Below are 21,769 nucleotides of genomic sequence, written 5' to 3'. Positions count from 1 at the left end.
CTGAGCGTTATCGGCGACCCGTACTCGCCCTCGGCGCCCGTCGTTCGCGACCGGCGTGACAGGTCGCCGTTCCAGGCTTCACGCCGGTGGATCGAAGGGGGACCCGTCTCTCGTGCAGCCGGTGTTCTCCGGTGGCAGCAGGCCCGTGAAAAGGTACTCCCGTTTGATCCGCTCGGTGCAGGTGCTCGGCACGTACATGCTGCTGTGGCCGATACCCTCGGTCACCACAACCCGCGCGGCGGCCAGTTGCGCGGCCCCGGCCTCGGCCCCCGCCAGTGGGGTGGCCGGATCGAATCTGGTGTTGAGCACCAGGATCGGTGCGGCGGTGCGCCGATTCCACGGGCCCATATAACGGTCGGCGTCGTGACCCTGCCAGAACGCGCAGGCGGTACTGCTGAAAACCGCGATCCGCCCGAAATACGGCACCCGCTGATCCTCCGATACCGCTGCGCGACTGTAGACGCCGACATCGGTCGGGACGATACTGTCGCTGCACTGGATCGCGTGGTACGCCTCGGTTCGGTTGCCGACATAGGCCTGGCTGACCGGCTGCAAGCCGGGAACGGCGGTGGCCGCCTCGAACAACGTCTGCAACAACTCCGCGAGATCCGGGAAGGTGGACGGCTGCGAAAGACCGGCTGCCGCATTGACTATGTCCGAATATGTCCATACCCGGCCGTCCGCGCCGATCGGGGCCAGCCGAGCACGCTCGGCGAGAGCTGTCCATTTGAGCCGGGGATCACCCGCGGAGAACGCGCAGTTCGGACCGGCCTCCGAACACTGTCGCAGAAAAGCGTCGAACGCCGCGGCGATGCCGTCGGCCACATTCTGCCGGGTGTCCAGCGGAAGAGCGGTGCCCTGCCCCGCATGGCCCGAGACATTGCCCTCGAAGTCCAGTGAACCGTCGAACACCATGGCCCGCACCCGACCGGGGAACATGTTCGCATAACTGGCGCCGAGCTGTGTGCCGTAGGAAATGCCGTGATAGGTGAGTTCCGGGTCGCCGACAGCGCGACGCAACAGGTCGAGATCGCGCGCGGTGTCGCCGGTGGAAGAGTGGTTGAGGATCGGTCCCGCCTGCCGTGCGCAGCGGTCGGCGAACTGCGCGGACCAGTCGTAGAACGGCGCCTCCTCGTCCGCGGTGGTGGGCATCGGGGGCATGGAGGTGAGGAACGCCGACTGCTCGTCCTCGGTCGGAAAACACCGCACTGCGGTGCTGCGGCCGACTGCCCGGGTGTCCCACGAGACCACATCGAATCGCGACCGCAGTTCGTCGGAGAACAACCACGGCCACCGTGCGCGCTCCCGCAGCCGGTCGACCCCGGAAGCGCCGGGCCCGCCGAAGTTCACGAACAACGTCCCGATACGCCGGCCCGGATCAGTGGCAGGCAATTTGATCACCGCCAGCTCGATCGAGTCACCTCGCGGCCGGTTGTAGTCGAGTGGCACCTTCGCCGCCGCGCACTGGAACCCGTCCTGGCAGTCGGACCACTGCAGCACCGGGGTCTCCGCGGATTCGGCAAGACGATCGATATAAGGGTCGGCGCCGCCCTCAGCGAGGGCTACGGGACCGGGCAAGGCGATGACACCGATACCGACCGCGAGTGCGAGAACTGCCCGCCGGATCCGATGAAAACCGCTGGCCCCGAACCTCAGATCCATTCCAGAGCCCTTCGTGTGCACACTTCTATGAACCGAACGATCCTGTCACACTCACCAATTCGATATCCGGTGCGGCCCGACCATCGTGTGAGTGGTGGCCGATCGGCATCCGGCCACGGGGCGACCCGGCCGCGATTCGCGTCGGTCTCCCGGGCGGCCTCGCGGGGACGCCCCGACGGCCGGCCTCACCGCCGCCCCGTATATCCCGAAGCGCGCGATATCCCGAAGCGCGCGCCGTGACCAGCCGATTTCCACCTTCGAACCCCTCTGAGGTAGTCTCATCGAGCGCCTGAATACGAGGCGCAACGGGCTGTGGCGCAGTTTGGTAGCGCACTTGACTGGGGGTCAAGTGGTCGCAGGTTCAAATCCTGTCAGCCCGACAGAAAGATACAGGTCAGGGCGTTACGGACAGTATAGCCGTAGCGCCCTGACCGTCATTTCCCAAACTTTCCCCAAACATTGCGCGCGGGGTCTCCAACCTAACCGCTCCAACCCTCGTACCCATCCAGGATAGCCCGGTGATCGCCCGCGACCTGCGGCTTGTCGTAATAATACCGGTCAACCACCCGATCATACGTGTGTCCGGCCTGACCGCGAGCATCCCCGCCTGCCTCACGGATCGCCGTTAGGCCGTGTTTCAGAAGTGATGTGAGCTGGTGGCGCCGCTGTGCGGAGCCACCAGCGTGGTAATTCAAAGGCTTTGTCGGCGTTGGTGTGTTGGTGACCCGAGAATGGCGATGTCTCCAATAGGTGGTTTGGCGACCAAGAAAAACCGGAGATACCGGAGACCTCGTGACCAAGGTAGCGGTGCCGGGGCGGGCGGATCTGACTGACGCGCAGTGGGCACGTCTGCCACCGTTGCTGCCTCGTGGCAAGAAGGCGGGCCGTCCGCCGAAACGAACGAAACGACAGCTCATCGACGGGATCCGGTGGCGTACCCGGTGCGGAACGCCGTGGCGGGACGTAAGCGAATGCTACGGGCACGTGGCAGACGGTGTACGGGTTGTTCCGCCGCTGGCAGCGTGCCGGGGTGTGGGCATTTATCCTCCCGCAGTTCACCGCCGTGCTCGACGGCATCGCGGTGCCGCGCCTGGGGCCTGGCCGACCGCGGACTCGCCCGGACGAGGTCCGGGCAGATAAGGCCTACAGTTCTGCCGCGAACCGTTCTCACCTGCGTAAACGCGGGATCAAGGCGACCATTCCGATCAAGAAGGACCACGCGGCCAATGGGAAGTAGAGAGGCTCGGCTGGTGGCCGTCCGCCCATGTTCGACGCCGAGGACTACACGCTGCGGCACGCTGTCGAATGCGGTACACCATGGCCCGGCGACCACGCGTCAACATTCAAAAAGGTGACGGCGGGAAAGCCAAGCCATACCAGGTGAGGCAAGTGCTCACCGCGATAGACAAGCTCGAAAAGATGGAACCGGAGGAGGGTGCCTGACATGTCCGCTCACAAACTGCCAGACTCCGCACACTACGCCTACCGAGTGCTTTGGTCGGCGGAAGACGATGAGTTCGTAGCCCTTTGCGCCGAGTTCCCGTCCCTGTCCTGGCTCGCCTCAACCCAGTTCGAAGCGCTCGAAGGGCTCCGCATGCTGGTCGCAGACACCCTGAAAGACCTTGAGTTTCACGGCGAGGTGATCCCCGAACCGCTCTCCGAGCGGAACTACAGCGGCAAGTTCCTGGTCCGCACATCTCCGGATCTGCATGCGCGCCTTGCACGCGAGGCGGCCGAGCAGAAGGTGTCGCTTAACCAGCTGGCGAACCAGAGGCTTGCCGCAAGCTAGCCTCGATCTTTCGTGAGGGTGGGAGTTGGCCCGAACAGCGGGTGGGCTGCCGGGTTCCACGAGCCCGGAGGGTGTCTTCTTGATTCGCAGGGACGGGTTGATACTGGTCAGGGAGCTGCGAGGCGGGTGAAAGCGGTGAGCGCGAGACCGGTCCACGGGTGGTGAGCCGCCAGGCGCAGCTGGACCCGGCGGGCGTGACGGGCCAGGCGCGTCGGGATCGAGAACAGTCGCAGTCGTAGTGTTCTCGGTTCCCATCGGCGTGCGTCATGGTCGGCGAAGGCCAGTGTCTGTGTCCAGGCGGTCAGGTCCATGGCGAGTGCGACGATCGCTGTCCAGATGCGGTTGGCGTTGTAGTTGTGGAACGGGAGGTTGCGCAGGCCGGTGTCCTTCGCGGCGCGGGTTCGGTCCTCGCAGCGGGCGCGGCGGCGGTGCCGCAACTCCAGCTCCGGCAACCGCGTTGTCGTGGTGTTGGTGACGAATGCGGTCAGCCGGAGACCGTCGTGGTCGGTGAACCGCAACTGCGCACCAGGGTGCGGTCGTTCCTTGCGCACCACAAGCCGCATCCCGGGCGGCCAACCCGACAGATTCAGCAGGCCGGTGACCTCGGCAACCCATGCGCTGGGCCGGACCTTCCCGTCGGCGTCGCAGGCGGGGATCCAGTCGCCGCCGGTGAGGCCGTCGAGGGCAGCCACGATGTCGTCGGTGAGGACGAACCCGATCGAATAATGGGCTCTGCGACGGTGGCAGTAGTCGAGGAATTCGTGGGTGCCGCCACCGCAATCGGCGCGGACCAGCAGTTTGGGCCCGACTCGCCACCGGTTGACCTGCGGTATCTGCGCCAGAGCATCAGCCAGTTGTTGTTTGTGGTCATGGGCGGTGTTCGAATCGGCGTTACCGGGGCGCAGCATCACCGCGGCCGGTTCCCCGGTCCCGGCTTCGCCGTGGTCGATGAACGCCCACAACGGGTGGAAACCGAAACCGCGTTTGAACGTCGGTGCCGCGTGTTGTTTCTCTGAGTGCGCCTCGGTCGAAGTGGCATCGAGATCGATCATCAACGGCGCCGCCGCGTCGACCCCGTAATCAGGGGCAGCCGTTCCGCCGATTCCCACTAGGACACCGTCGGATCCGAGGCCACCGCGCCGATCACACCGGGCTCGGCCCGCAGCAACGCCAGATCCGAGACACAATCCCCACCGAGCGCGAGCATCACCGCCGGATCACCCACGATCTTGCCCGGATCGTGCACCGCACGCCACTGCGACAACCTCTCGGACAACTCCCTGCTCAGCCCGGTCTTCTCCATCGTCGGCAGCAGCAATCCCGCCCCGGCCTGCGACACGACCGGCGTCCCGTCGTCCTCGATTTTCAGCGACGTATACCACGACATAGACTCGCCCAGCGAAAATGTGCTCCTGAAACTGCGCGATTCGACCTTGGACAAGCCGGATTATTGCAGTTCAAAGCACGGTTTCGCCAATTCCGGCACCTTGCAACGGAATTGGGCATGGGGGTATTAGGTTAGGGCCTGAAACCGTACATGCCACTTGAGGCGGGCTGTTGGGCGGCTCGGGGCGTCGAGGGGGGTCCTCGACTACTTGGGGGTGTTGAATTCCCGAAGGCGGGAACCGGGTTGGTTGTCATGCCATGATCGAGTACATGACAACTCGAAAGGCTCATGGCCGGTAACCGCCATCTCACGCTCCACGCAACACTTCCGGAGCGCTACGCACGATTCGAAGTACTTGCCTCGTCGATCGACTACCGCGGCCGACTGGTGGTTCTACTCGTCGATCCGGCCGGCGGCGGGCCGTCGGCGCAGCAGCATCGGCGTCGTCCCATGCGGCCCTACGACGCACTCGCTGTTGTCTGCGACCGCGCTGATGCTCACGAGATTCCGTTGCGTGGGCTGGATCAACTGTTCGACGAGATCGACACCTTCGGCGACGGGGTCATCGTGGGTGCCGCACGGGTTCCTCCAGCACATACCGACAACGACTCGTATCTGGATCCGGTGCCCGCGGAAGAGCTGACGTTGACCCTCAACGTGAAGCTCTTCGATGGCGACGGAAACCAGGTCGGGGCTTTCTATGCGGGTGACGGCATCGAACAACTGCTGACCGACCCCGACGGGCGGATCTGGATCAGCTACTTCGACGAAGCCGGCTACTGGTCGCACAATCCGGACGGCACGCGCTCCTATCGCTTCCTGGTCGGCCTGGCTCGCTGGGACAACCCCCTGGCCACCCCCTGGCTCGCACCCGACCACACCGGCGACCGTGTTGTATGGTGCGACTGTTATGCAGTTAACGTGGGTCGAACCAACGTCTATGCCTGCCCCTATACCGACTTCCCGTTGGTGGAGCTCGATGCGAGCGGGGTCCTATCGATTACACCGAATCCGGTCACTCGATGCTACGGCCTGGCGGTGTCGGGATCCACGCTCGCATTCCTGGATCAGCACCGGCATGGCGACACGATCGAGTGGCAGATCCGTCGAGCTTGTCGACGGGACGCGGTGATCACCGAAACCGACAGACAGACGCTGGTCCTGCCCGGTGGCCGGCCACCGAGGTGCTGGGCTCGGGGGAAGATCGGGCGGGACGCAACACTGTGGCTCTATGAGGATGGCAACCCTCGACAGTGGTACCGCTATGAGATCGATTGCTGAGATGCGCTGGTGCGCGGTCAACCTGTCGAACAGGAACAAACGCACCGGGACCGCCGCGATCAACCGGTAGTTCTCGCCGATGCGCGGGGCGGCGACATTGCCTCGGCCGACCGTACTCCTCGGGGATCTTCAACCCGAAGATGCTCAGATCATTCAGGTAGCGCGGGAGGGCTTCAGAAATCGGGGACGGAACTGGACCACGCTGCCTTCTCGACAGCGGCGGCGGGTATGAACTCGTGGTCGCCTTCGGTGCAGGTGGCGCGACCGAACAGAAATGTGAGTTGCCGGGCGATCACGCGCTGTCGCCCGGCGCCGGCGGTCCGGTAGAGACGGTCACCGAGACCGGTCAGCTGGTCGGGATCTGCCGCAGCCACCGGTCGCTTGGTAACGGTGTCGAGGGGGAAACCGCTTGTGCAGGTGAAGAAACCGGGACCGTCGAGGTGGAGGGTCATCGCTGCCCAGCAGATCGGGCATTCGATCTCGAATTGTTCTTCGAGCAGCTCTGCCAGCCTCAGCGACCACGCTGTCGCGTCCTCGAAGGCCAGCATCGCTTGGACCCGATAGAGGAAGGTGTCCGGCTCGTGATCCTCTTCGGGGCTGCTTTCCGCTAGTTCGGACAGCACCTCGGTGCGTAAGGCAGCGATGTCGTCGACGTATCGTTCGCGGATCTCTGCAGTATAGGGATCGGCTGCCGCGAGCAGTGCCCCCGCGAGCGAAACAGCTTCGAAGCGATCGTGCGAGGTACCGGCGCCGGCGATGGCAGCGAGTTCGGGCAGGGCCGCGCACGCCACGCTGCTGTCGTATTGGTGGTAGAGCTCGTTCCACAACTCCGTCCATACCGTCGTATCCGTTCCGCTGGTGGACAGCTCGGCCAACAAAGCGACGGTTTCCGGATCGAGACCATGCGACATCGACTTATCGAACCATCCCAGCGCTCCCGCCTGTGCGGCCGGCCGACGCTATCGCGGCATACGGACTGCTATCGGGATATATGGTGAATCGGTCGATGATTCCTGCCCCGGTGCGTTGGGCAGGGCCCCGGACGATGGGCGAACACTGATGGGAGCATTCGGCGTGCACGCGGTACCGACGGTGAGATACCGGCTGATCGGCGACGACGACGATGAACTCTGGGGTTACACACGCGATGCGGCGGGTTTGTTCGCGCCGGGTTCGTCCGAGCCGGAGGCCAAGGGATCGCGGCGGGTCGAACTCCTCGGATGCGCACCACAGGGAAACCTGCGCCGCGGTGTCGAGCACCTGGGTACGCGGCGCGCAGCTGTCGGCAACGCCTGTTTCGACTTTCTGGATTCAGCCGGGCAGTGCATGGCCCGCTACTTCGTCAATGAAGTCACCGTCGAACAGGTAGAACCGAGCCCGGCCGATCCGGAACTATCCGATGTCACGGTGAGTTTGGTCTGCGACGAGCTCTCGCCCGAGGCGGAGTGGCCCTGGGGACTGTTCCGCTCCGGTCGCCCCACTCCGAACGGAATGTGGCGGCCGCTCGGTCCGGCAGCTCGGCGGGCATGGCTGTCGGTGGCCCTGCACCGTCGTGCGTACCGACCTCGGCCGGACGACCCACCGGGCAAACGCTACGAGCTCGACGGCCGATACATCGTCGACGAGGACAGCTTCTACTGCGCGATCGGCGAAGCGGTGAACGGTCCGGGCGGATACTTCGGCTGGAACCTCGACGCACTGGACGACTGCATGCGCGGCCGGTTCGGCGCAACACCACCTTTACCCTCGTCTGGACCGCATCCGATACGGCCAGGACATCCCTCGGCGGAGCGGAGTGTCCGGGAGCAGGAGCGTTCTTCGAGGACATCGCGGAGATCTGCGCTCAGCGGCAGGTCGACCTCATACTCCGTTGAAGGCCCGGCCTCCCCGTGTCGGAGCAGAATACGGTCCTCAGCGAGAGCTGCGGCGCGGCGTCACCCGGCAGGCGTAGCGCTCGGGCGGAGAATGACGGGCTCATCGACCTTCTTCCGGCCTGTTCGGTCTCGAGAAGCGCTGTTGGAGAATGATTGTCGATAACGCTGCGTACCTGGGCATTACGTATATGGCTCGGATCGCCGGGAGCGCAGCCGACACCCGGTCGCGGTCATCTTCCTCGTGCACGAGCAGAAGACGCCACGCTCAGGGGGCTTCCTATCCGCCGCCCCGCCAGAGCGGGCTACCGGGCGGCGACCTATCCGCTGCTGTCCGACGTCGGGCAGCTGAGATCGGAGAACCTTCTGGTCGTCGGTGAGCATCAGCTCATCCAGGAGGCATTCACCACGGGATCGGGCAAGTACTACATCGGTTACGGCGTGTGGCGATGCCTCACCCACGGTCGGCGAAAGCAGCCACAATTGACGCTGCGGATGGACAACACCAGTCAGGTGGCGCCGCTACCGGTCGACATCAGCGGAGCGACTCTGTCGAGGTGGAGATACTGGCGTCAATCCCAGCCTCGACCGGTGACGTGATCACGATGCACCCCGATTCGTAGTCGACCGCGGGAGCAGCCGGTCCGGGTCGAGGGCACCATGGACGATGCCACTACGCGGGCTCTGTCGGACAGGTTGTCGGGCGTGGCATCCGTGGCCGTCGGAGAGGAGCGGTTAGGAGCTGACCCCTCGATCGGCGATCCCGCCCGGTATGCGATATCGAGCCGACCGGGGCTCGGATTGGATCCGCGGCTGCTGGGTAGTCGGCTGAAGTCCACCACAACCGATAGGTCGGAGGTAATTATCGTGGCCGAAAAGCAGAGTGGTCCTCGCGAAGGCCTGGAGGGCCTTGCCGAAGGAGTGAAGGGCAAGGCCAAGGAAATCGGGGGCGTTGTTTCGGGCAACGACGATCTGCGTGATGAAGGTATCGCTCAGCAGGACAAGGGGGAGGCGCAGCGAGAGGTCGCGCAGAAGGAGGCCGAGGCCGAGAAGGCGCGCGCGGAAGCCGATGTGGACGAAGCGCGGCAGCGTTCGCACCAGGGCCGGGACCAGTAGCTTTCTCCCCGCAACAAATCGTTATCCCGGGAAAGATAAAATGCCTGTCTTGCCGACCGGCGGCGCAGCCGCACGACATTGACTTTGCCAGGAGCCAGGCGTGTACTGGAAATCTGCAAGGTCGAGCTCGTTACAACTGGTGATGGGTGTAGTGGGCATTATGGGCAGCGCCGATGCCGTGGCCGACTATGGCGCGGTACTCGGCCGGTCGGGACCGTATCGCTGTGGGCACGGACCGTAGGGATTGACCGGGATCTCAGGTCCCGTGATTCCCACTGAAGAATTCAGGTTTTCTCATGATCATCCTCGGAATTATCTTGCTCGTCGTCGGATTCATATTCGATATCCAGATTCTGTGGGTTATCGGAATCGTCCTTCTCGTTATCGGGTTGGTGCTGTTCGCATTGGGGTCGATGGGCCGCGCGGTCGGCGGGCGCCGCCACTACTACTGACCCCGCCGGGCGCACGTGGCGTAACCGCGGCTGTCATCGGCCGATGGCAGCCGTCGATCGACGCCGTCGACGAATAAACACCGAGATGAGGAGAAGAAATGGCAACCAGCACAATTGTCGCGATTATTGTGGTCGCGGTTGTCGTTGTCCTGATCATTGCCGCCCTGATCTGGATTACGACGAAAAAGACCCGGGAGCACCGACGCATCGAGGCGGAGCGAATTCGCGACGAGGCCGCCGGACGCGCACACCGGGTGGGGCAGCGTGAAGCGCTCGCCGAGGAGACCGCGGCCGAGGCCCGGGCGGCAGCGGCCGAAGCCGATGCGAAGAAAGCCCGGGCGGCGGGCTTGCAGCAACAGGCAGCCGCACATCGCAGTGCGGCGGCGACGTCTCGCGACGAGCTGAATCACGAGTTCGAGCGCGCCGACGAAATCGATCCGGACGGGAAGAGCCCGGGTTAGGGCACTCCCGGCCGCCGGTGCCTGCGCGTGCGCGGGCACCGGCGCATCCCTTATAGGCTGCCGCGCCGGCGGCCGGTTCTACCCCGCATGATCGTGGGCGGCGCGTCGCTGTGCGCGGGAGCGTGCGCGGTCGTGCGCGATCCGCAGAAGCTCCCGGAGCGGCTCCTCGGTCCGTAGGCCCGGTTCCACCACGGCCAGCCAGCCGGCTTTTCCGTATACGGGATGAGCGATCACGGTATCGGTCACGCTCGGATCCGTATCCGCGGGTTCCGGATCGCGCGGCGCGCGTCCGGTCCAGGTGGTGAACAACTCCGTACCGGCGTGGATGTTCACGCGGAAGGCGCCCGGCCGGTCGAGCCGGGATCGTTCGTCGTCCGGGTAGTCCTTGACAACGACCGTGGCGAAGGGCTGGCCGGCCGGGATCTCGCCGTCCGGGGCGTAGTAGAAGAACTTGTCACCCCACGCCAGTTCGGGGGTGCCGTCGCCGGGGCCGGGTTGCAGGGTCAGCACATTGTCGAGGGCGCCGAGGAATTCCGTGATCTCGTCGATGTTCATGACTTCAAGCGTTACATTGAAGTGCTTGTGGAGACTTATGGCGAGTACTGGCAGGATCCAAGGGCAAAAAGTCGCAACCGGGTGGAGTTGCGGACCGCTGATATCGCCCGCCGCACCGGCTACTCGGTACAGCAAGTGCGCAATCTCGAGCGCGACGGCGTTCTCCCTCCCGTGCCTCGTACGCCCAGCGGTTACCGCGTCTACGGCGACGCTCACGTGTGGTCGGTGCGCGCCTACCGGGCGCTGGCGGCGGGCACCGGCCCGGTGGCGGCCAAGCGGATTCTGCGCGAGGCGCGGGAGCAGGGCCCCACCCGGTTGTTCGTGTTGTTGAATCGTGCGCACGCCCGGCTGGACCGGGAACGCCGGGATGTCGAGTACGCGCGGGACGCGGCTCGGGCCATCGCCGACGAGCCCGTCGGCGATATCCGTCCGGCGGATGCCATGAGCATCTCCGAACTGGCCCGTGCCCTCGGGGTCCGGGCCTCGACCCTGCGGCACTGGGACGCGGCGGGATTGGTCGTGCCGCATCGTGCCGGGCGATCGGCCCGCCGGTACACCCCCGGTGATGTGCGGATCGCGCGGCTGGTTCATCAACTCCGCCTCGCCGGATACGGTATCGAGTCGTTACGGGAGCTGATCCCGTGGCTGCGTGACGCCGGAGGATGGGACGGGATCGCGCGAGCTCTGGCAGAACGGGACGCCGGTATCGATACCCGCTGCGCGGCCTTGTTCGAGGCTGCTGCCGCGCTGCACATGCTGCTGCGGACGCAGTAGCGCGGCCGGGTTCGCACTGCTGGATGCGGTGGCCGGCGGGCGCTGGTGACCTTCGGCAACAGTGAGGGGATCCCCGATTGCCGCTGAGTACACACGGCGTTACCGAGCGGCGCACAGCATATTGCCAGGTTCACCGGGCAAGGTGGACACCGAAGCGATACGAGGAGGTTCCCAATGATGGTCTTTGCGACGGCTGCCGCCGGTTTCGCGGTGCTCATTTCCATGGTGATATCGAGCCATATGGCCGCTGCGGCACCACGCACCCTCGTGCGGGTGCGCAACCGGTGACCTGAGAGTTCGGCGATTCACCGGTAGGCGTGGAGCCGCTGTCCACATACCGCGTGACCACGGTCACGCCGCCGATCCCAGCATTGTGCTGGAGGGCGAAATTCGCGTACGCGATATCGCCTGTCCGAGGGCGGGCGGTCTGGGCCTTCGCCGGCACGGGCGCGCGTGTGTGGACGATATGAACTCAGCCTGTGGCAGTTCCAGGGTTCGATGCCTTTTTGTGGCGGTCGTAGTAGCGCGCCACCCGGACGCGGTTGCCGCAGCGTTGCGCTGAGCACCAGCGCCGGCGGGGATGGGCGGGGAGGAACAGGAGGACGCAGTCCTGTGCCTCGCACTGTTTGAGACGGGTGATCGACGGATCGGCGAGCAGTTCCGCAGCCGATTCGGCCAGGGCGGCGGCCAGCCGGGCACCGGCGGATCCGGGGCGCCGGGCGTCGGCTGTGAGTGTGTTGCCCGTCCATTCCAGATGTCGGATGGCGGGCGCCGCGGATTGGGCATTGTTCAATCCGCGGAGCGCGGCCGCGGGTGGGCGCCGGTCGTGCAGCAGCGCCTCGAATACGGCTGTGAGGTGTGTGCGGATCCGGCGGACCTGGTCGAGATCGTCGGCGGTCGGGTGGGCCGGACCTCGTTCGGGTAACCGGTCGGCCTGACTTCGCAGCCACTCGGCGAGCTGATCGGGGGTGCTCAGTAGATCGTCGTCGGCTGGGCGGGTGTTGACCAGGTCCAGGGCCAGTGGCTCGCCGATCAGCGGGGCCTCACTCATGAGGCTAATGCTACATGAGTCATTTGACGTATTAGTTGGAGTCTGATCAACTAATGCATCTTCGTCGCAAGAAAGGGTGTTACCGCCATGGGTCTGCCCGTTGTTCACCACGATCGCGTCGACATCGACGGCGTGGAGGTCTTCTATCGCGAGTCCGTGCCGGTTCGCGCAGGCGCGCCGACCCTGCTGCTGTTGCACGGCTTCCCCTCCGGATCCCACCAGTTCCGGCGGTTGACCGATGCCCTCGGCGATCGTTACCGTCTCATCGCGCCCGATTACCCTGGCTTCGGAAATACGACGGCCCCAGCGGATTTCCGGTACTCGTTCGACCGGCTGGCCGATATCGTCGAAGGGTTCGTCGGGCAGCTCGGGCTGCGTCGATTCGCCATGTACCTCTTCGACTTCGGCGCCCCGATCGGCTTCCGGATCGCCGAGCGTCATCCCGAATGGATCACCGGCCTGGTCGTGCAGAACGGAAATGCCTATGAAGCGGGACTTTCCGACGGAGCGCGGGAGTTCACCGCGCTGCGCCCGGAAGACGAGGGCGCCGAAGAGACGATCCGCGGGCTGCTGACTCTCGACGGCACTCGCGGCCAGTACGAGACCGGTGTCGCCGACACCACGGTGCTGTCGCCCGAATCCTGGTTACTGGACCAGTATTTCCTCGAGCTGCCGGGGCGCCGGGCCGCACAGATCGCGCTGGCCTTCGACTACAAAACCAATATTCTGCGTTACCCCGCCTGGCAGGCCTGGTTGCGTGAGCACACTCCGCCCACCTTGCTCGCCTGGGGCGCGAATGATCCCTTCTTCCCCGCGCCCGGCGCGCACGCCTACCTGGCCGACCTCCCGGATGCCGAACTGCACCTGTTCGATACCGGGCACTTCGTTCTGGAAACCCATCTCGCCGAGGTCGCGCCACTCATCGCCGGCTTTCTCGACCGACTGCCGAGCTCGATGCCCTGACCGCGATCACCTTTCCACTCGGCGCGCCGACCGGGTAACCGCCCGTACTGCCGCGGTCACGGAGTGCGATGATTCCGGGAGGGAGGAGGATTCGATGGCTTCGACAGATCCACGGGAACCGCGAACACGGGTCTCGATCGGTGAATGGGTGGCACGGGGACTCGCGGTGGTGCTGCTGGTACCGGTGCGATTGCTCTGGGAAGCGGTGAGGTGGTGCGGCCGGGCGGTCGTCGCTGCGTGCGTCTACATTCTGGAACGGCTGCTGGCACCGGTAGCGCGGTTCCTCTGGTGTCGGTTGGTTCGGCCGCTGTGGCTGTTTGTGAAGGACTGGCTGCTGAGGCCGCTGCGGCACGCCGTCGAACAGTGGCTGTGGCAGCGGTTGCTGCGCCCGGTTCTCGTCCTGCTGTGGCGCTGGATCCTGCGGCCGGTGCTCGGCGCGATCGCCGTAACGGTCGAGTGGCTGTGGCGGTGCTTCGTGGAATGGCCGCTGCACCAGGTATGGCGGTGGGTGCTGCGGCCCTGCGGGAAGGTTCTCGCGTCGATCGCCGCCTACGGTTGGCGCGGGGCGACCGCCGTGGTGCGGATACTGGTCGTGATTCCGTGTGCCTTCGTTTATCGGACCGTGCTGCGTCCGGTCCTGCGCATACTCGGAACATGCTGGGATTTCGTCGTCGTACGCCCGATCGCATTCGTCCACCGGCGGGTACTGGTCCCGATGAACCGGGTCGCAGCGGATCTGCTGAACACGGTGTTCGGCCGCTGAGCCGGGGCGCCCGATCTCACTCACTGGACAGGTTCCGGCGGTCGGTCCGGGCGGCTGGCAGCATCGAGGCGGTTGTTCGTGGTGGGAGGAGGAAAGGAGAGCATGCCGAGAATCGCCGACGCGCGCGACGCCGCGGCACCGAGTTCCACCGAGCAGCACGCGCGGGTGGTACGGATACTCGGTGCCGCCGCGACATTGGCCACCGAGAAGGAACTCGAACGAGTCCAGATGCACGAGGTGGCGAAGCTGGCGGGTGTAGCGGTGGCCACGCTCTACCGCTACTTCCCGTCCAAAACTCATCTCTTCGTCGCGGTGATGCTCGATCAGATCGACCGTATGAGCGCGAGATACGCCCGGCGCGCACAACCGGAACAGGCCGCCAAGGACGCGGTGCACGACACGTTGCTCCTGGTGGTGCGTGGTCTGCTCCGGCGCCCGCTACTGGCTGCGGCGATGATCCAGTCCAACAGCACGGCCCGGGCGTCCGCGGTGCCCGATACCGCTCGGGTGGATCGTAATTTCCGGCAACTGCTGTACGACGCCGCCGGAATCGAGCAGGTGACCGAGCGGGACGCCGGGCTGCTGCGGGTGCTGATCCATGTGGTCTTCGGCATCATCCAGTCGTGCCTCAACGGGCGCATCACCGTCGCCGACGCGGAAACGGATCTACGTGTGTCGTGTGATCTGCTGCTCGTCGAATGGCCGGAGTCGTTCGCCGCGGTCTGACCCGGTACTCGTCAGGCGGTCAGACCCCGCCGGATCACTTTGCCCGTCGCGTTGCGCGGCAGGGATTCCGTGGTGATCCGCCAACGCACCGGCACCTTGAAATACGAAAGCCGCGCGGCGGCGTACTCGTGCAGGTGCCGTTCCTCGACCGCCGCGCCCGGCCGTGTCACGACGATGGCCGCCACCTCCTGACCCAGATCCTCGTGCGGGACACCGATGACCGCGCATTCGTCGATATCGGGATGTTCGTCGAGACATTGCTCGATCTCGGTGGGAGAGATGTTCTCACCCCCACGCAGGATCAGATCCGAGCGGCGGCCGGTCAACCGCAACCGCCCGTCCTCCAGCACACCGGAATCGCCGGTGCGCAGCCAGCGGTCCGTCGAGATCGCGGCGGCGGTCGCCGCCTCGTCCTCCCAGTATCCGAGCATGACGAACGGACTCCGCACACAGACTTCGCCCTCGGTGCCATCCGGTACCCGCTCGCCGGAGGGGTCACGGATCTCCAGGGATACGGTCGGGATGGGCCGGCCGAGGGTGCCCGGATGCTGTTCGAGATCGGCGGTGGTGGCCACCGCGACAGCGGTACTGCACTCGGTGAGACCGTAGCTGTCGACCAGCGCGTTCGCGGCGAACGGGAAACGCTGCCGCAGCCGGTCTTTGAATGCGATGGACGACGGTGCCGAGGCGAGGGCGAATCCGGTCAGCGACGAGAGATCGTGTTTGTCGGTGTCACCGTGGTCGAGCAGTCGCGCCGCCATGGTCGGTACCGCGCCCCAGTTCGTGACCCGCTCCCGTTCGATCAGCCCCAGCACGGCGTCCACGTCGAAAGCGCCCTGGTGCATCACCACTGTGCCACCGGTCGCGAGCCGCGGGATGACCAGATTGTGCAGGCTCGCTATATGGAACAGCGGTGAGGTCAACAGGTAGCGCAGCGAACTCGGTTCGGTATCGGCCCAGGTGCGCCCGGTGAATGTGGCGGCCAGCGCGTCGGAGAAGCGATGGTAGTCGACGACGGCCAGCAGGTTTCGCTGGGAATGCACCGCGCCCTTGGGGCGCCCACTGGTTCCGCTGGTGTAGAGAATGACCGACGGGTCGTCCTCGGCGACGTCGGCCCGGGGGAGTGGGGCGCCGGTGTGGGCGGTGATGAGCCGTGGCACGTCCTCTTCGACAGTGAGGACGGTGACCCCCGAGGTGTCCACATCGGCCAGCAGTGCCGCACGTTCGGCGTCGACCACCAGTACCTTCGGCCGGCAGTGCCGCAGTCCGTACTCGATCTCGCGCGGCACCCACCAGCTGTTGAGCCCGACGCTGACGGCACCGAGGCATTGCGCCGCCCAGAACGCCGTCACCCATTCGGGACAATTGGCCGCCAGGATCGCCACCCGGTCGCCCTTGCCCACCGCGCAATCCGCACGTAGCGCGGTGGCGAGCGCGGCGACGGCGTCCAGATGCTGCTCGTACGACACGCGGCGGTCGCGGGTCACCAGGTAGTCGCGGCCCCTCCACGTCTGCGAGGCGGCCACCAGGTCGCCGACCGTACGATCGCGATGGCGCATCACCGGCAGGGTGATGCCGAGCACCTCTTCCGGGACTGTTTCGAACCGGCCCCCCGGGCCGGTCAGCCGCGTGATGACTTGGTTGAGGCGCTGCTGGGCGTCTGCCGGTGTCGTCATGATGGCGACCCTCTCGTTCACGGTGCGAATTTGCTGGCAACTTCTCACGGTGCGGGTCGGAGGTCGGCGGGCGTTGCCACTCAGCGAGACCGTCCCCCTCTGGCAGATCGCGTTCGCGGTAACTCGCCGTTTCTGCTCCACGGGGGCCCACGGGTGTTAGTGTGATGCGAGAATCAATTTCAGTTTTTGCCTATGAAAGGCTTCTGAACAGCTCATTTGGAGAGTTCGATGACCATCATTGATTCGCGGCCCGGTGCCACCGAAGAGGTCCGGAAGCCGGAGCTGCCGCCGTCCATGGTCGAGCGGATGACGCGGATTCTCGATGCGTTCGACGGTCGCGCGGCACGGTTGTCGCTCGAAGAGGTGGCCTGTCGCGCGCAACTTCCCCGCTCCACCGTCTATCGCATCCTGCATCAACTGACTCAGTCGAGCTGGGTCGAGCACACATCCCTCGGCTACGCGCTCGGCCGGCGCGCGCTCGGCCTGGGCGGTAGCGATGGGCACGATCGGATCCGGGCCGTCGCGGCGCCGCTCCTGCACGACCTGCATCTGCGGACGGGCCTGGTGGTGCACCTGACAGTGCGCGACGGGGGCGAAAGCCTGTATCTCGACAAAGTGGGCGGGCGGTTCGCCGCGCATCTGCCCTCCCGGGTGGGCGGTCGAGCCCCGGCCTACGCCACCGCGGGCGGAAAGGCGATCCTGGCGTATCTGGAGCCGGAGTCGGTCGATCGTCTCTACGACCGGGCGCTACGGCGCCGCACCGGAAACACGATCGGCGAACTCGCGACGCTGCACCGAGAACTCGGCCGGATCCGGCTGCGCGGCGGACTCGCCTTCGACGACGGTGAATCCGTGCCCGGGGTGGCGTGCGCCGGTGCGGCGGTGCGCGGGCCCAACGGTCCGGTCGCCGCGGTCTCGGTGTGCGGCGACGCGCGCACGGCGCAGCTCGATCGCGTCGCACCACTGGTCGCGAACCTGTCCCGTGAGGTTTCGCGCAGCCTGTACCCCGAACCGCCCGATCGACCGGCGGAAGACCGGCGCGATGCCCGGCGACTCGAGGTTCTCGGTACCGGCTGAGCGGACGGTGAAGACGAACCGGCGCAGCTTCTGGATCGTCACGAGCGGGATGCGGACGCGAGCACGCGGTGGTAGCCGACCACTGCGGTGCCGGTCGCGAAGATTCGAACGGAAAGTAGGAGCCATGGGTCAGGTACTGGACCGGATCGAGCAGTACGCGCAGGAGATCCGAGCCGCGGGAGCCGAGGGCGACGAGCTCATGCGCTTGTCCGACACTTCGGCACGACGACTACGGGAATCCGGTGCCGTGCGAATGCTCCAGCCGAAGACACACGGCGGACTCGAATGTCATCCACGCGAGTTCGCGGAGACCACGATGGCGATCGCCGCGATGGACGGGGCGGCGGGCTGGGTCACCGGGATCGTCGGTGTCCACCCGTGGGAGCTCGCCTTCGCCGATCCTCGCGTGCAGGAGGAGATCTGGGGTGCCGATCAGGACACCTGGGTCGCCTCGCCCTACGCGCCGATGGGAGTGGCGACCCCCGTGGACGGCGGCTACCTGCTCAACGGCCGATGGTCGTTCTCCTCGGGCACCGACCACTGTCAGTGGGCTTTCCTCGGCGCGCTTGTGGGCGATTCCGGCGGGAAACCGGTGATGCCACCGAATTCTCTGCATGTGATCCTGCCGCGGTCGGACTACGAGATCGTCGCGGACTCGTGGGACGTGATCGGACTGCGTGGTACCGGTTCCAAGGATCTGATCGTCGAGAACGCTTTCGTTCCCGAGTATCGGACGCTGTCGGCGGCGGAGGTGATGGACGGTACTGCCGTGCAGCGGGCGGGCCGCACCGAAACCCTCTACCGGATGCCGTTCTCCTGCATGTTCCCCCTCGGCATCACCTCCGCGGTGATCGGTATCGCCGAAGGAGCGCTGGCCTGCCATATCGCGGCGCAGCGGGAGCGTGTCGCGGTGACCGGGGTCCCGATCAAGGACGACCCGTACGTCCTCTTCTCGATCGGTGAGGCGGCCGCCGAGATCGCCGCTTCGCGGGCCGCGCTGCTCGAGAACGTGGATCGGTTCTGGGACAGTACGGAAAAGGGCCGGGAAGTGAGTTTCGAGGAACGCGCGATCGGCCGGCGCACCCAGACCGCGGCGGCATGGCGGGCGGTTCGCGCGGTCGACGAGATCTTCGCCAGGGCAGGTGGCGGCGCGCTGCACTATCGCTTTCCCATGCAGCGGTTCTTCCGCGACGCGCACGCCGGCCTGGCGCACGCGATCCACGTACCCGGTTCGATTTTCCACGCCTCGGCGCTGACACAGCTGGGCGGTGAGCCGCGAGGTATCCACCGCTCGATGATCTGAGCGGGTCCGCTGATGGGCCGGTGAGAGCCGGTGGCATCGCGGCGGATACGACGGGGGCAGGGTGCGAGAATCGCCCGATGGATGACTACACCACTCATAAGCAGCGCGCCGAGGCACTACTCAGTGGCCTTACCGCCGGGGAGACGGTCAGCGGAGCGGAGCGGCGCAATGTGATCGCGCAGGCACAGGCACATGCTGCCCTCGCGCACGCGGAAGCGCAGCGCGAGACCGCGGCGGCCATTCGTGCGCTCGGGGCGTTGCCGGCACGAAGCGAAGTCTGAACGAAGCGGACGGGCCCGCGACGGGAACGCGACTCCGGTGCGACCCGGCGGGACAGCAGGCCGGCCCAGCGTGACCGGCCGTGCTCACCCCGGTCCGCACGCTCCCGGCGGGCGGGCCGTAGATGGTCGTTCGACCGCGGGGATCAGGACGGCGCCCAGGCGCGTTCGTCGATCGCCAGCCACGGTGCCCTCGCGACGACGGTCGGGGTCATATCGGTAATCGCCTTGGTTCTGCGGTGGAGATGGGATTGGTCGACGTAGCCGGCCTCGGCGGCGACATCCGCCGGCGAGCGTCCCACCGCCAGAAGATGGGCGGCACGGTCGAAGCGGACCAGTTCGGACGCATGCTTGGGCGAGACCCCGACATGGGTCCGGAAACGCGACCAGAGTCGCTGGCGGGTCCAGCCCGTCTCTGCGGCGAGGGTTTCGACGCGGACCAGGCCGCTGGTGTGGACGGTCCGGCCCCAGGCGTACGCGATCTCGGGTGCGACACCGAATTCGCGCGGTACCCGGCTTCGGAGGAACGCGGTCGCGAGTGCGAACCGGTCGTCCCACGACGGCATCGAACGGAGTCGCTCGGTCAAGATGTCAGTGCCGCTGCCCCACAGTTCCGGTAGCGGTGTCACGGTGCCGCCGATGATGCCGCTGTCTCGGAGCATCGCTGCGGCGACAACCGGGGACAGCCGGATCTGCAGGACGTCGCCGGTCCCCGCGCCGGTGATGCGCAAGGTGCCGGCCCGGAGGCCGACGATCGCGTTTCCGGTGACCGGGCGCCCGAGCACGTCGTAGACGACTCCGTTCTCGCTGAGATCGAGCAGGACCGTGACGGAAGGATGCGGGATCATCGTGATATCGACGGGGGCGACGTCGTGGTACCGGAAACCCGCCATCTGGACTCCCGGAGCCGGGGGGCGGGCCGGGACGGTCACGTCGACCCGGCTCCAGTCCCATCTGCCCGTCGCGGTCATGCGTTCCAGACTAGCCGGTTCGGGATACCGTGACATTCGTCCAATACGGCGTCGTCGGCCCGCGGCGAAGCTGTCGGCATGAGCGAATCGAGTCCCGCCCGGTCCCGCGAGGATACGACTGTCCACGGATTGCACGTCGTCCTCGACGGGAACCCGGCGGCACCGCCCCTGCTACTCGTCCACGGCTCGGGCGCCACCGGTTCGACGTGGGAGCCGGTGGTGCCGGCGCTCGCCGCCGAGTATCGGGTGATCACGATCGATCTTCCGGGCTGCGGCCGGTCCGAGCCGGCGTCGACGTACGCCGTTCCCCAGCAGGCGGAGCGGGTGGCGACGGTGCTGGACGAGTTCGGCGTCCAGAATGCGACGGTGGTCGGTCACTCCAGCGGAGGGTACGTCGCCACTGCCCTCGTGGAACGGCGTCCGGACCTGGTCGGCGAACTGGTCCTGGTCAGTACGGGGCCCAGTCTCGCAGCCCTACTCCCCGAGCCGGCGATCATGCGGGTGGTCGCCTCGCCGCTCTTCGGTCCGCTCGTGTGGGCGCTCCGTACCGAGTCGATGATCCGCCGCGGACTGGCAGCGACCGCGGCGGCCCCGATCACGGTGCCCGATGGGGCTGCGGCCGACTTGCGAAGGACGTCTTATCGAGCTTTCCGCGCGATTCTCGCCGCCAACAGTGATTACATCGCCGCGCGGACTGTGCCCCAGCGCCTCGTCGACGCCGGAAAGCCCGTCCGGGTGATCTTCGGAGATTCCGACCCTCGTTGGGACCCGGCATCGGCGGGCCAGTACGAGGCGGTGCCGGGTGCCGAGCTGGAATACCTTCGCGGAGTCGGGCATATCGCGATGCTCGAGGACAGCGACGCCCTCGCCCGCTCGATCCTCGGCCGCGCACTCTAGGACGGTCCGGACGTCCTGATCCGAGGAGTATCCGGCCTTCCTCGGCTACCCTGTGCCGGGTGACTTCCGTTCTGCTGCGCCGGGCCCTGGCCGATCCGGATTCTGCGATATCGAGGTCGTTGCCGGAGCAGGTGGAAGTTCTCCTGGAAAGCCTTGATACCCCGCCGAGATTGGGTGCTCACCTTCGCGCGGTCCACGATGTGGCTCGGCAATTGGCCGACTGGGTCGCACAACATCACCCAGGTGTGCGGTTCGACCGGCCGGCGATGCTGTTCGGTGCGGCAACGCATGACATCGGAAAGATCATCCATCCGGATGAGCTGTCGGGACCGGGCTCGGCCCACGAGCAAGCCGGGTACGAGCTGCTCCTGTCGCGGGGCTTCGATGAGGGGTCGGCTCGATTCGCACGCACCCACGGATCCTGGACAACCGTCGATATCGGAGTGGATGACCTGCTCGTCGCTCTCGCCGACAAGATCTGGAAGGCGAAGCGGGTTCCCGCGCTCGAGCAGTCGGTGGTGCAGCTACTCGTTGCTGCCGGCGGCCGAGAGCCGTGGCAGGTGTTCATGGCACTCGACGACGAGCTCGATCGGATCGCCGCAGACGCCGACCGCAGACTCGCTTTTCAAGCGCGCTATCCGGTCGTCGCTGAGTGAGCGTCCGGGAAATCTCGTCATCTGTGACCGGTGGTGAGTTGTCGGCGGGTTCATCTCTCG

At 66.2% G+C, this 21,769-nt stretch carries 23 protein-coding genes, 1 tRNA gene and 2 pseudogenes; 19 read left to right on the top strand and 7 right to left on the bottom strand.

Annotated features, from left to right (window positions below; translation table 11 throughout):
* Window positions 1-78: 78 nt before the first annotated feature.
* Window positions 79-1,662 carry an alpha/beta fold hydrolase gene (locus OG405_RS13255; RefSeq protein WP_327151929.1) on the bottom strand — a complete coding sequence of 528 codons (1,584 nt, stop codon included), beginning with the start codon at window positions 1,660-1,662 and terminating at the stop codon, window positions 79-81.
* A gap of 306 nt (window positions 1,663-1,968) precedes the next feature.
* Between OG405_RS13255 and OG405_RS13250 the strand changes: the two genes are divergently transcribed.
* From OG405_RS13250 to OG405_RS13230, 4 genes and pseudogenes are all read left to right on the top strand, one after another.
* Window positions 1,969-2,042 (top strand) — tRNA-Pro (locus OG405_RS13250).
* Between the two features lie 370 nt (window positions 2,043-2,412).
* A pseudogene (locus OG405_RS13245) lies at window positions 2,413-2,586 on the top strand (transposase); the annotation flags it as partial.
* A gap of 70 nt (window positions 2,587-2,656) precedes the next feature.
* A complete protein-coding gene (locus OG405_RS13240; protein ID WP_327152635.1) occupies window positions 2,657-2,899 on the top strand; it encodes a hypothetical protein in 243 nt (80 codons plus the stop codon).
* Between the two features lie 207 nt (window positions 2,900-3,106).
* Window positions 3,107-3,451: a type II toxin-antitoxin system HicB family antitoxin gene (locus OG405_RS13230; protein WP_327151928.1), complete on the top strand. Its 345-nt coding sequence runs from the start codon at window positions 3,107-3,109 to the stop codon at window positions 3,449-3,451.
* Window positions 3,452-3,558: 107 nt separating this feature from the next.
* Here the strand turns inward: OG405_RS13230 and OG405_RS13225 are convergent.
* Window positions 3,559-4,850: pseudogene (locus OG405_RS13225) on the bottom strand (IS1380 family transposase).
* 438 nt (window positions 4,851-5,288) lie between these two features.
* On the opposite strand from OG405_RS13225, the gene OG405_RS13220 reads away from it, so the two are divergent.
* Window positions 5,289-6,119 (top strand): hypothetical protein, encoded by an 831-nt coding sequence (locus OG405_RS13220; protein WP_327151927.1) that lies wholly within the window; start codon window positions 5,289-5,291, stop codon window positions 6,117-6,119.
* A gap of 173 nt (window positions 6,120-6,292) precedes the next feature.
* On the opposite strand, the gene OG405_RS13215 is transcribed toward OG405_RS13220, so the two are convergent.
* Window positions 6,293-7,030, bottom strand: a complete 738-nt coding sequence (locus OG405_RS13215; RefSeq protein ID WP_327151926.1) for a hypothetical protein — start codon at window positions 7,028-7,030, stop codon at window positions 6,293-6,295.
* 148 nt (window positions 7,031-7,178) lie between these two features.
* On the opposite strand from OG405_RS13215, the gene OG405_RS29215 reads away from it, so the two are divergent.
* The 5 genes from OG405_RS29215 to OG405_RS13190 all read left to right on the top strand — a co-directional run bounded on the left by OG405_RS29215 (window position 7,179) and on the right by OG405_RS13190 (window position 10,019).
* Window positions 7,179-8,156 carry a barstar family protein gene (locus OG405_RS29215; RefSeq protein ID WP_442790709.1) on the top strand — a complete coding sequence of 326 codons (978 nt, stop codon included), beginning with the start codon at window positions 7,179-7,181 and terminating at the stop codon, window positions 8,154-8,156.
* Entirely contained in the window at window positions 8,147-8,590 is a 444-nt protein-coding gene (locus OG405_RS13205; RefSeq protein WP_327151925.1) for a hypothetical protein, read from the top strand. The genes OG405_RS29215 and OG405_RS13205 overlap by 10 nt, the downstream gene beginning before the upstream one ends.
* A gap of 267 nt (window positions 8,591-8,857) precedes the next feature.
* Entirely contained in the window at window positions 8,858-9,106 is a 249-nt protein-coding gene (gene mbp1 / locus OG405_RS13200) for a microaggregate-binding protein 1 (RefSeq protein ID WP_327151924.1), read from the top strand.
* Between the two features lie 296 nt (window positions 9,107-9,402).
* Window positions 9,403-9,558, top strand: coding sequence for a DUF6131 family protein (locus tag OG405_RS13195; RefSeq protein WP_327151923.1), 156 nt, complete (start codon window positions 9,403-9,405; stop codon window positions 9,556-9,558).
* 98 nt (window positions 9,559-9,656) lie between these two features.
* Complete coding sequence (locus tag OG405_RS13190) at window positions 9,657-10,019, top strand: hypothetical protein (RefSeq protein ID WP_327151922.1); 363 nt, start codon at window positions 9,657-9,659, stop codon at window positions 10,017-10,019.
* A gap of 78 nt (window positions 10,020-10,097) precedes the next feature.
* On the opposite strand, the gene OG405_RS13185 is transcribed toward OG405_RS13190, so the two are convergent.
* Entirely contained in the window at window positions 10,098-10,574 is a 477-nt protein-coding gene (locus tag OG405_RS13185; RefSeq protein ID WP_327151921.1) for a DUF6194 family protein, read from the bottom strand.
* Window positions 10,575-10,655: 81 nt separating this feature from the next.
* Here OG405_RS13185 and OG405_RS13180 point away from each other — a divergent pair, with 81 nt between their 5' ends.
* Window positions 10,656-11,348 carry a MerR family transcriptional regulator gene (locus OG405_RS13180; protein ID WP_327151920.1) on the top strand — a complete coding sequence of 231 codons (693 nt, stop codon included), beginning with the start codon at window positions 10,656-10,658 and terminating at the stop codon, window positions 11,346-11,348.
* A 472-nt stretch (window positions 11,349-11,820) separates the two neighbouring features.
* On the opposite strand, the gene OG405_RS13175 is transcribed toward OG405_RS13180, so the two are convergent.
* Window positions 11,821-12,399, bottom strand: coding sequence for a CGNR zinc finger domain-containing protein (locus OG405_RS13175; protein WP_327151919.1), 579 nt, complete (start codon window positions 12,397-12,399; stop codon window positions 11,821-11,823).
* Window positions 12,400-12,486: 87 nt separating this feature from the next.
* Between OG405_RS13175 and OG405_RS13170 the strand changes: the two genes are divergently transcribed.
* The 3 genes from OG405_RS13170 (at window position 12,487) to OG405_RS13160 (ending at window position 14,851) form a co-directional block, all read left to right on the top strand.
* Window positions 12,487-13,362 carry an alpha/beta fold hydrolase gene (locus tag OG405_RS13170; protein WP_327151918.1) on the top strand — a complete coding sequence of 292 codons (876 nt, stop codon included), beginning with the start codon at window positions 12,487-12,489 and terminating at the stop codon, window positions 13,360-13,362.
* A 94-nt stretch (window positions 13,363-13,456) separates the two neighbouring features.
* Complete coding sequence (locus tag OG405_RS13165; protein WP_327151917.1) at window positions 13,457-14,125, top strand: hypothetical protein; 669 nt, start codon at window positions 13,457-13,459, stop codon at window positions 14,123-14,125.
* 102 nt (window positions 14,126-14,227) lie between these two features.
* Window positions 14,228-14,851, top strand: a complete 624-nt coding sequence (locus OG405_RS13160; protein WP_327151916.1) for a TetR family transcriptional regulator — start codon at window positions 14,228-14,230, stop codon at window positions 14,849-14,851.
* 11 nt (window positions 14,852-14,862) lie between these two features.
* Here OG405_RS13160 and OG405_RS13155 read toward each other — a convergent pair whose 3' ends face one another.
* Entirely contained in the window at window positions 14,863-16,527 is a 1,665-nt protein-coding gene (locus tag OG405_RS13155; protein ID WP_327151915.1) for a class I adenylate-forming enzyme family protein, read from the bottom strand.
* Window positions 16,528-16,755: 228 nt separating this feature from the next.
* Here OG405_RS13155 and OG405_RS13150 point away from each other — a divergent pair, with 228 nt between their 5' ends.
* From OG405_RS13150 to OG405_RS13140, 3 genes are all read left to right on the top strand, one after another.
* The gene (locus tag OG405_RS13150) at window positions 16,756-17,604 is read left to right on the top strand and encodes an IclR family transcriptional regulator (RefSeq protein ID WP_327151914.1); all 849 of its coding nucleotides are present in this window, start codon (window positions 16,756-16,758) and stop codon (window positions 17,602-17,604) included.
* A 124-nt stretch (window positions 17,605-17,728) separates the two neighbouring features.
* The gene (locus tag OG405_RS13145) at window positions 17,729-18,907 is read left to right on the top strand and encodes a hydroxylase (protein ID WP_327151913.1); all 1,179 of its coding nucleotides are present in this window, start codon (window positions 17,729-17,731) and stop codon (window positions 18,905-18,907) included.
* Window positions 18,908-18,984: 77 nt separating this feature from the next.
* A complete protein-coding gene (locus tag OG405_RS13140) occupies window positions 18,985-19,188 on the top strand; it encodes a hypothetical protein (protein ID WP_327151912.1) in 204 nt (67 codons plus the stop codon).
* 143 nt (window positions 19,189-19,331) lie between these two features.
* Here OG405_RS13140 and OG405_RS13135 read toward each other — a convergent pair whose 3' ends face one another.
* Complete coding sequence (locus tag OG405_RS13135; RefSeq protein WP_327151911.1) at window positions 19,332-20,156, bottom strand: helix-turn-helix domain-containing protein; 825 nt, start codon at window positions 20,154-20,156, stop codon at window positions 19,332-19,334.
* 78 nt (window positions 20,157-20,234) lie between these two features.
* On the opposite strand from OG405_RS13135, the gene OG405_RS13130 reads away from it, so the two are divergent.
* Window positions 20,235-21,053, top strand: coding sequence for an alpha/beta fold hydrolase (locus OG405_RS13130; RefSeq protein WP_327151910.1), 819 nt, complete (start codon window positions 20,235-20,237; stop codon window positions 21,051-21,053).
* Window positions 21,054-21,112: 59 nt separating this feature from the next.
* Window positions 21,113-21,709, top strand: a complete 597-nt coding sequence (locus OG405_RS13125; RefSeq protein ID WP_327151909.1) for an HD domain-containing protein — start codon at window positions 21,113-21,115, stop codon at window positions 21,707-21,709.
* Window positions 21,710-21,769 lie beyond the last annotated feature (60 nt).

The sequence above is a fragment of the Nocardia sp. NBC_01329 genome (assembly GCF_035956715.1).
In the GTDB taxonomy this organism is placed as follows: Bacteria; Actinomycetota; Actinomycetes; order Mycobacteriales; family Mycobacteriaceae; genus Nocardia.
The sequence above is the reverse complement of the archived record's forward strand: the minus strand, read 5'-3'. Positions and strand labels throughout refer to the sequence as shown.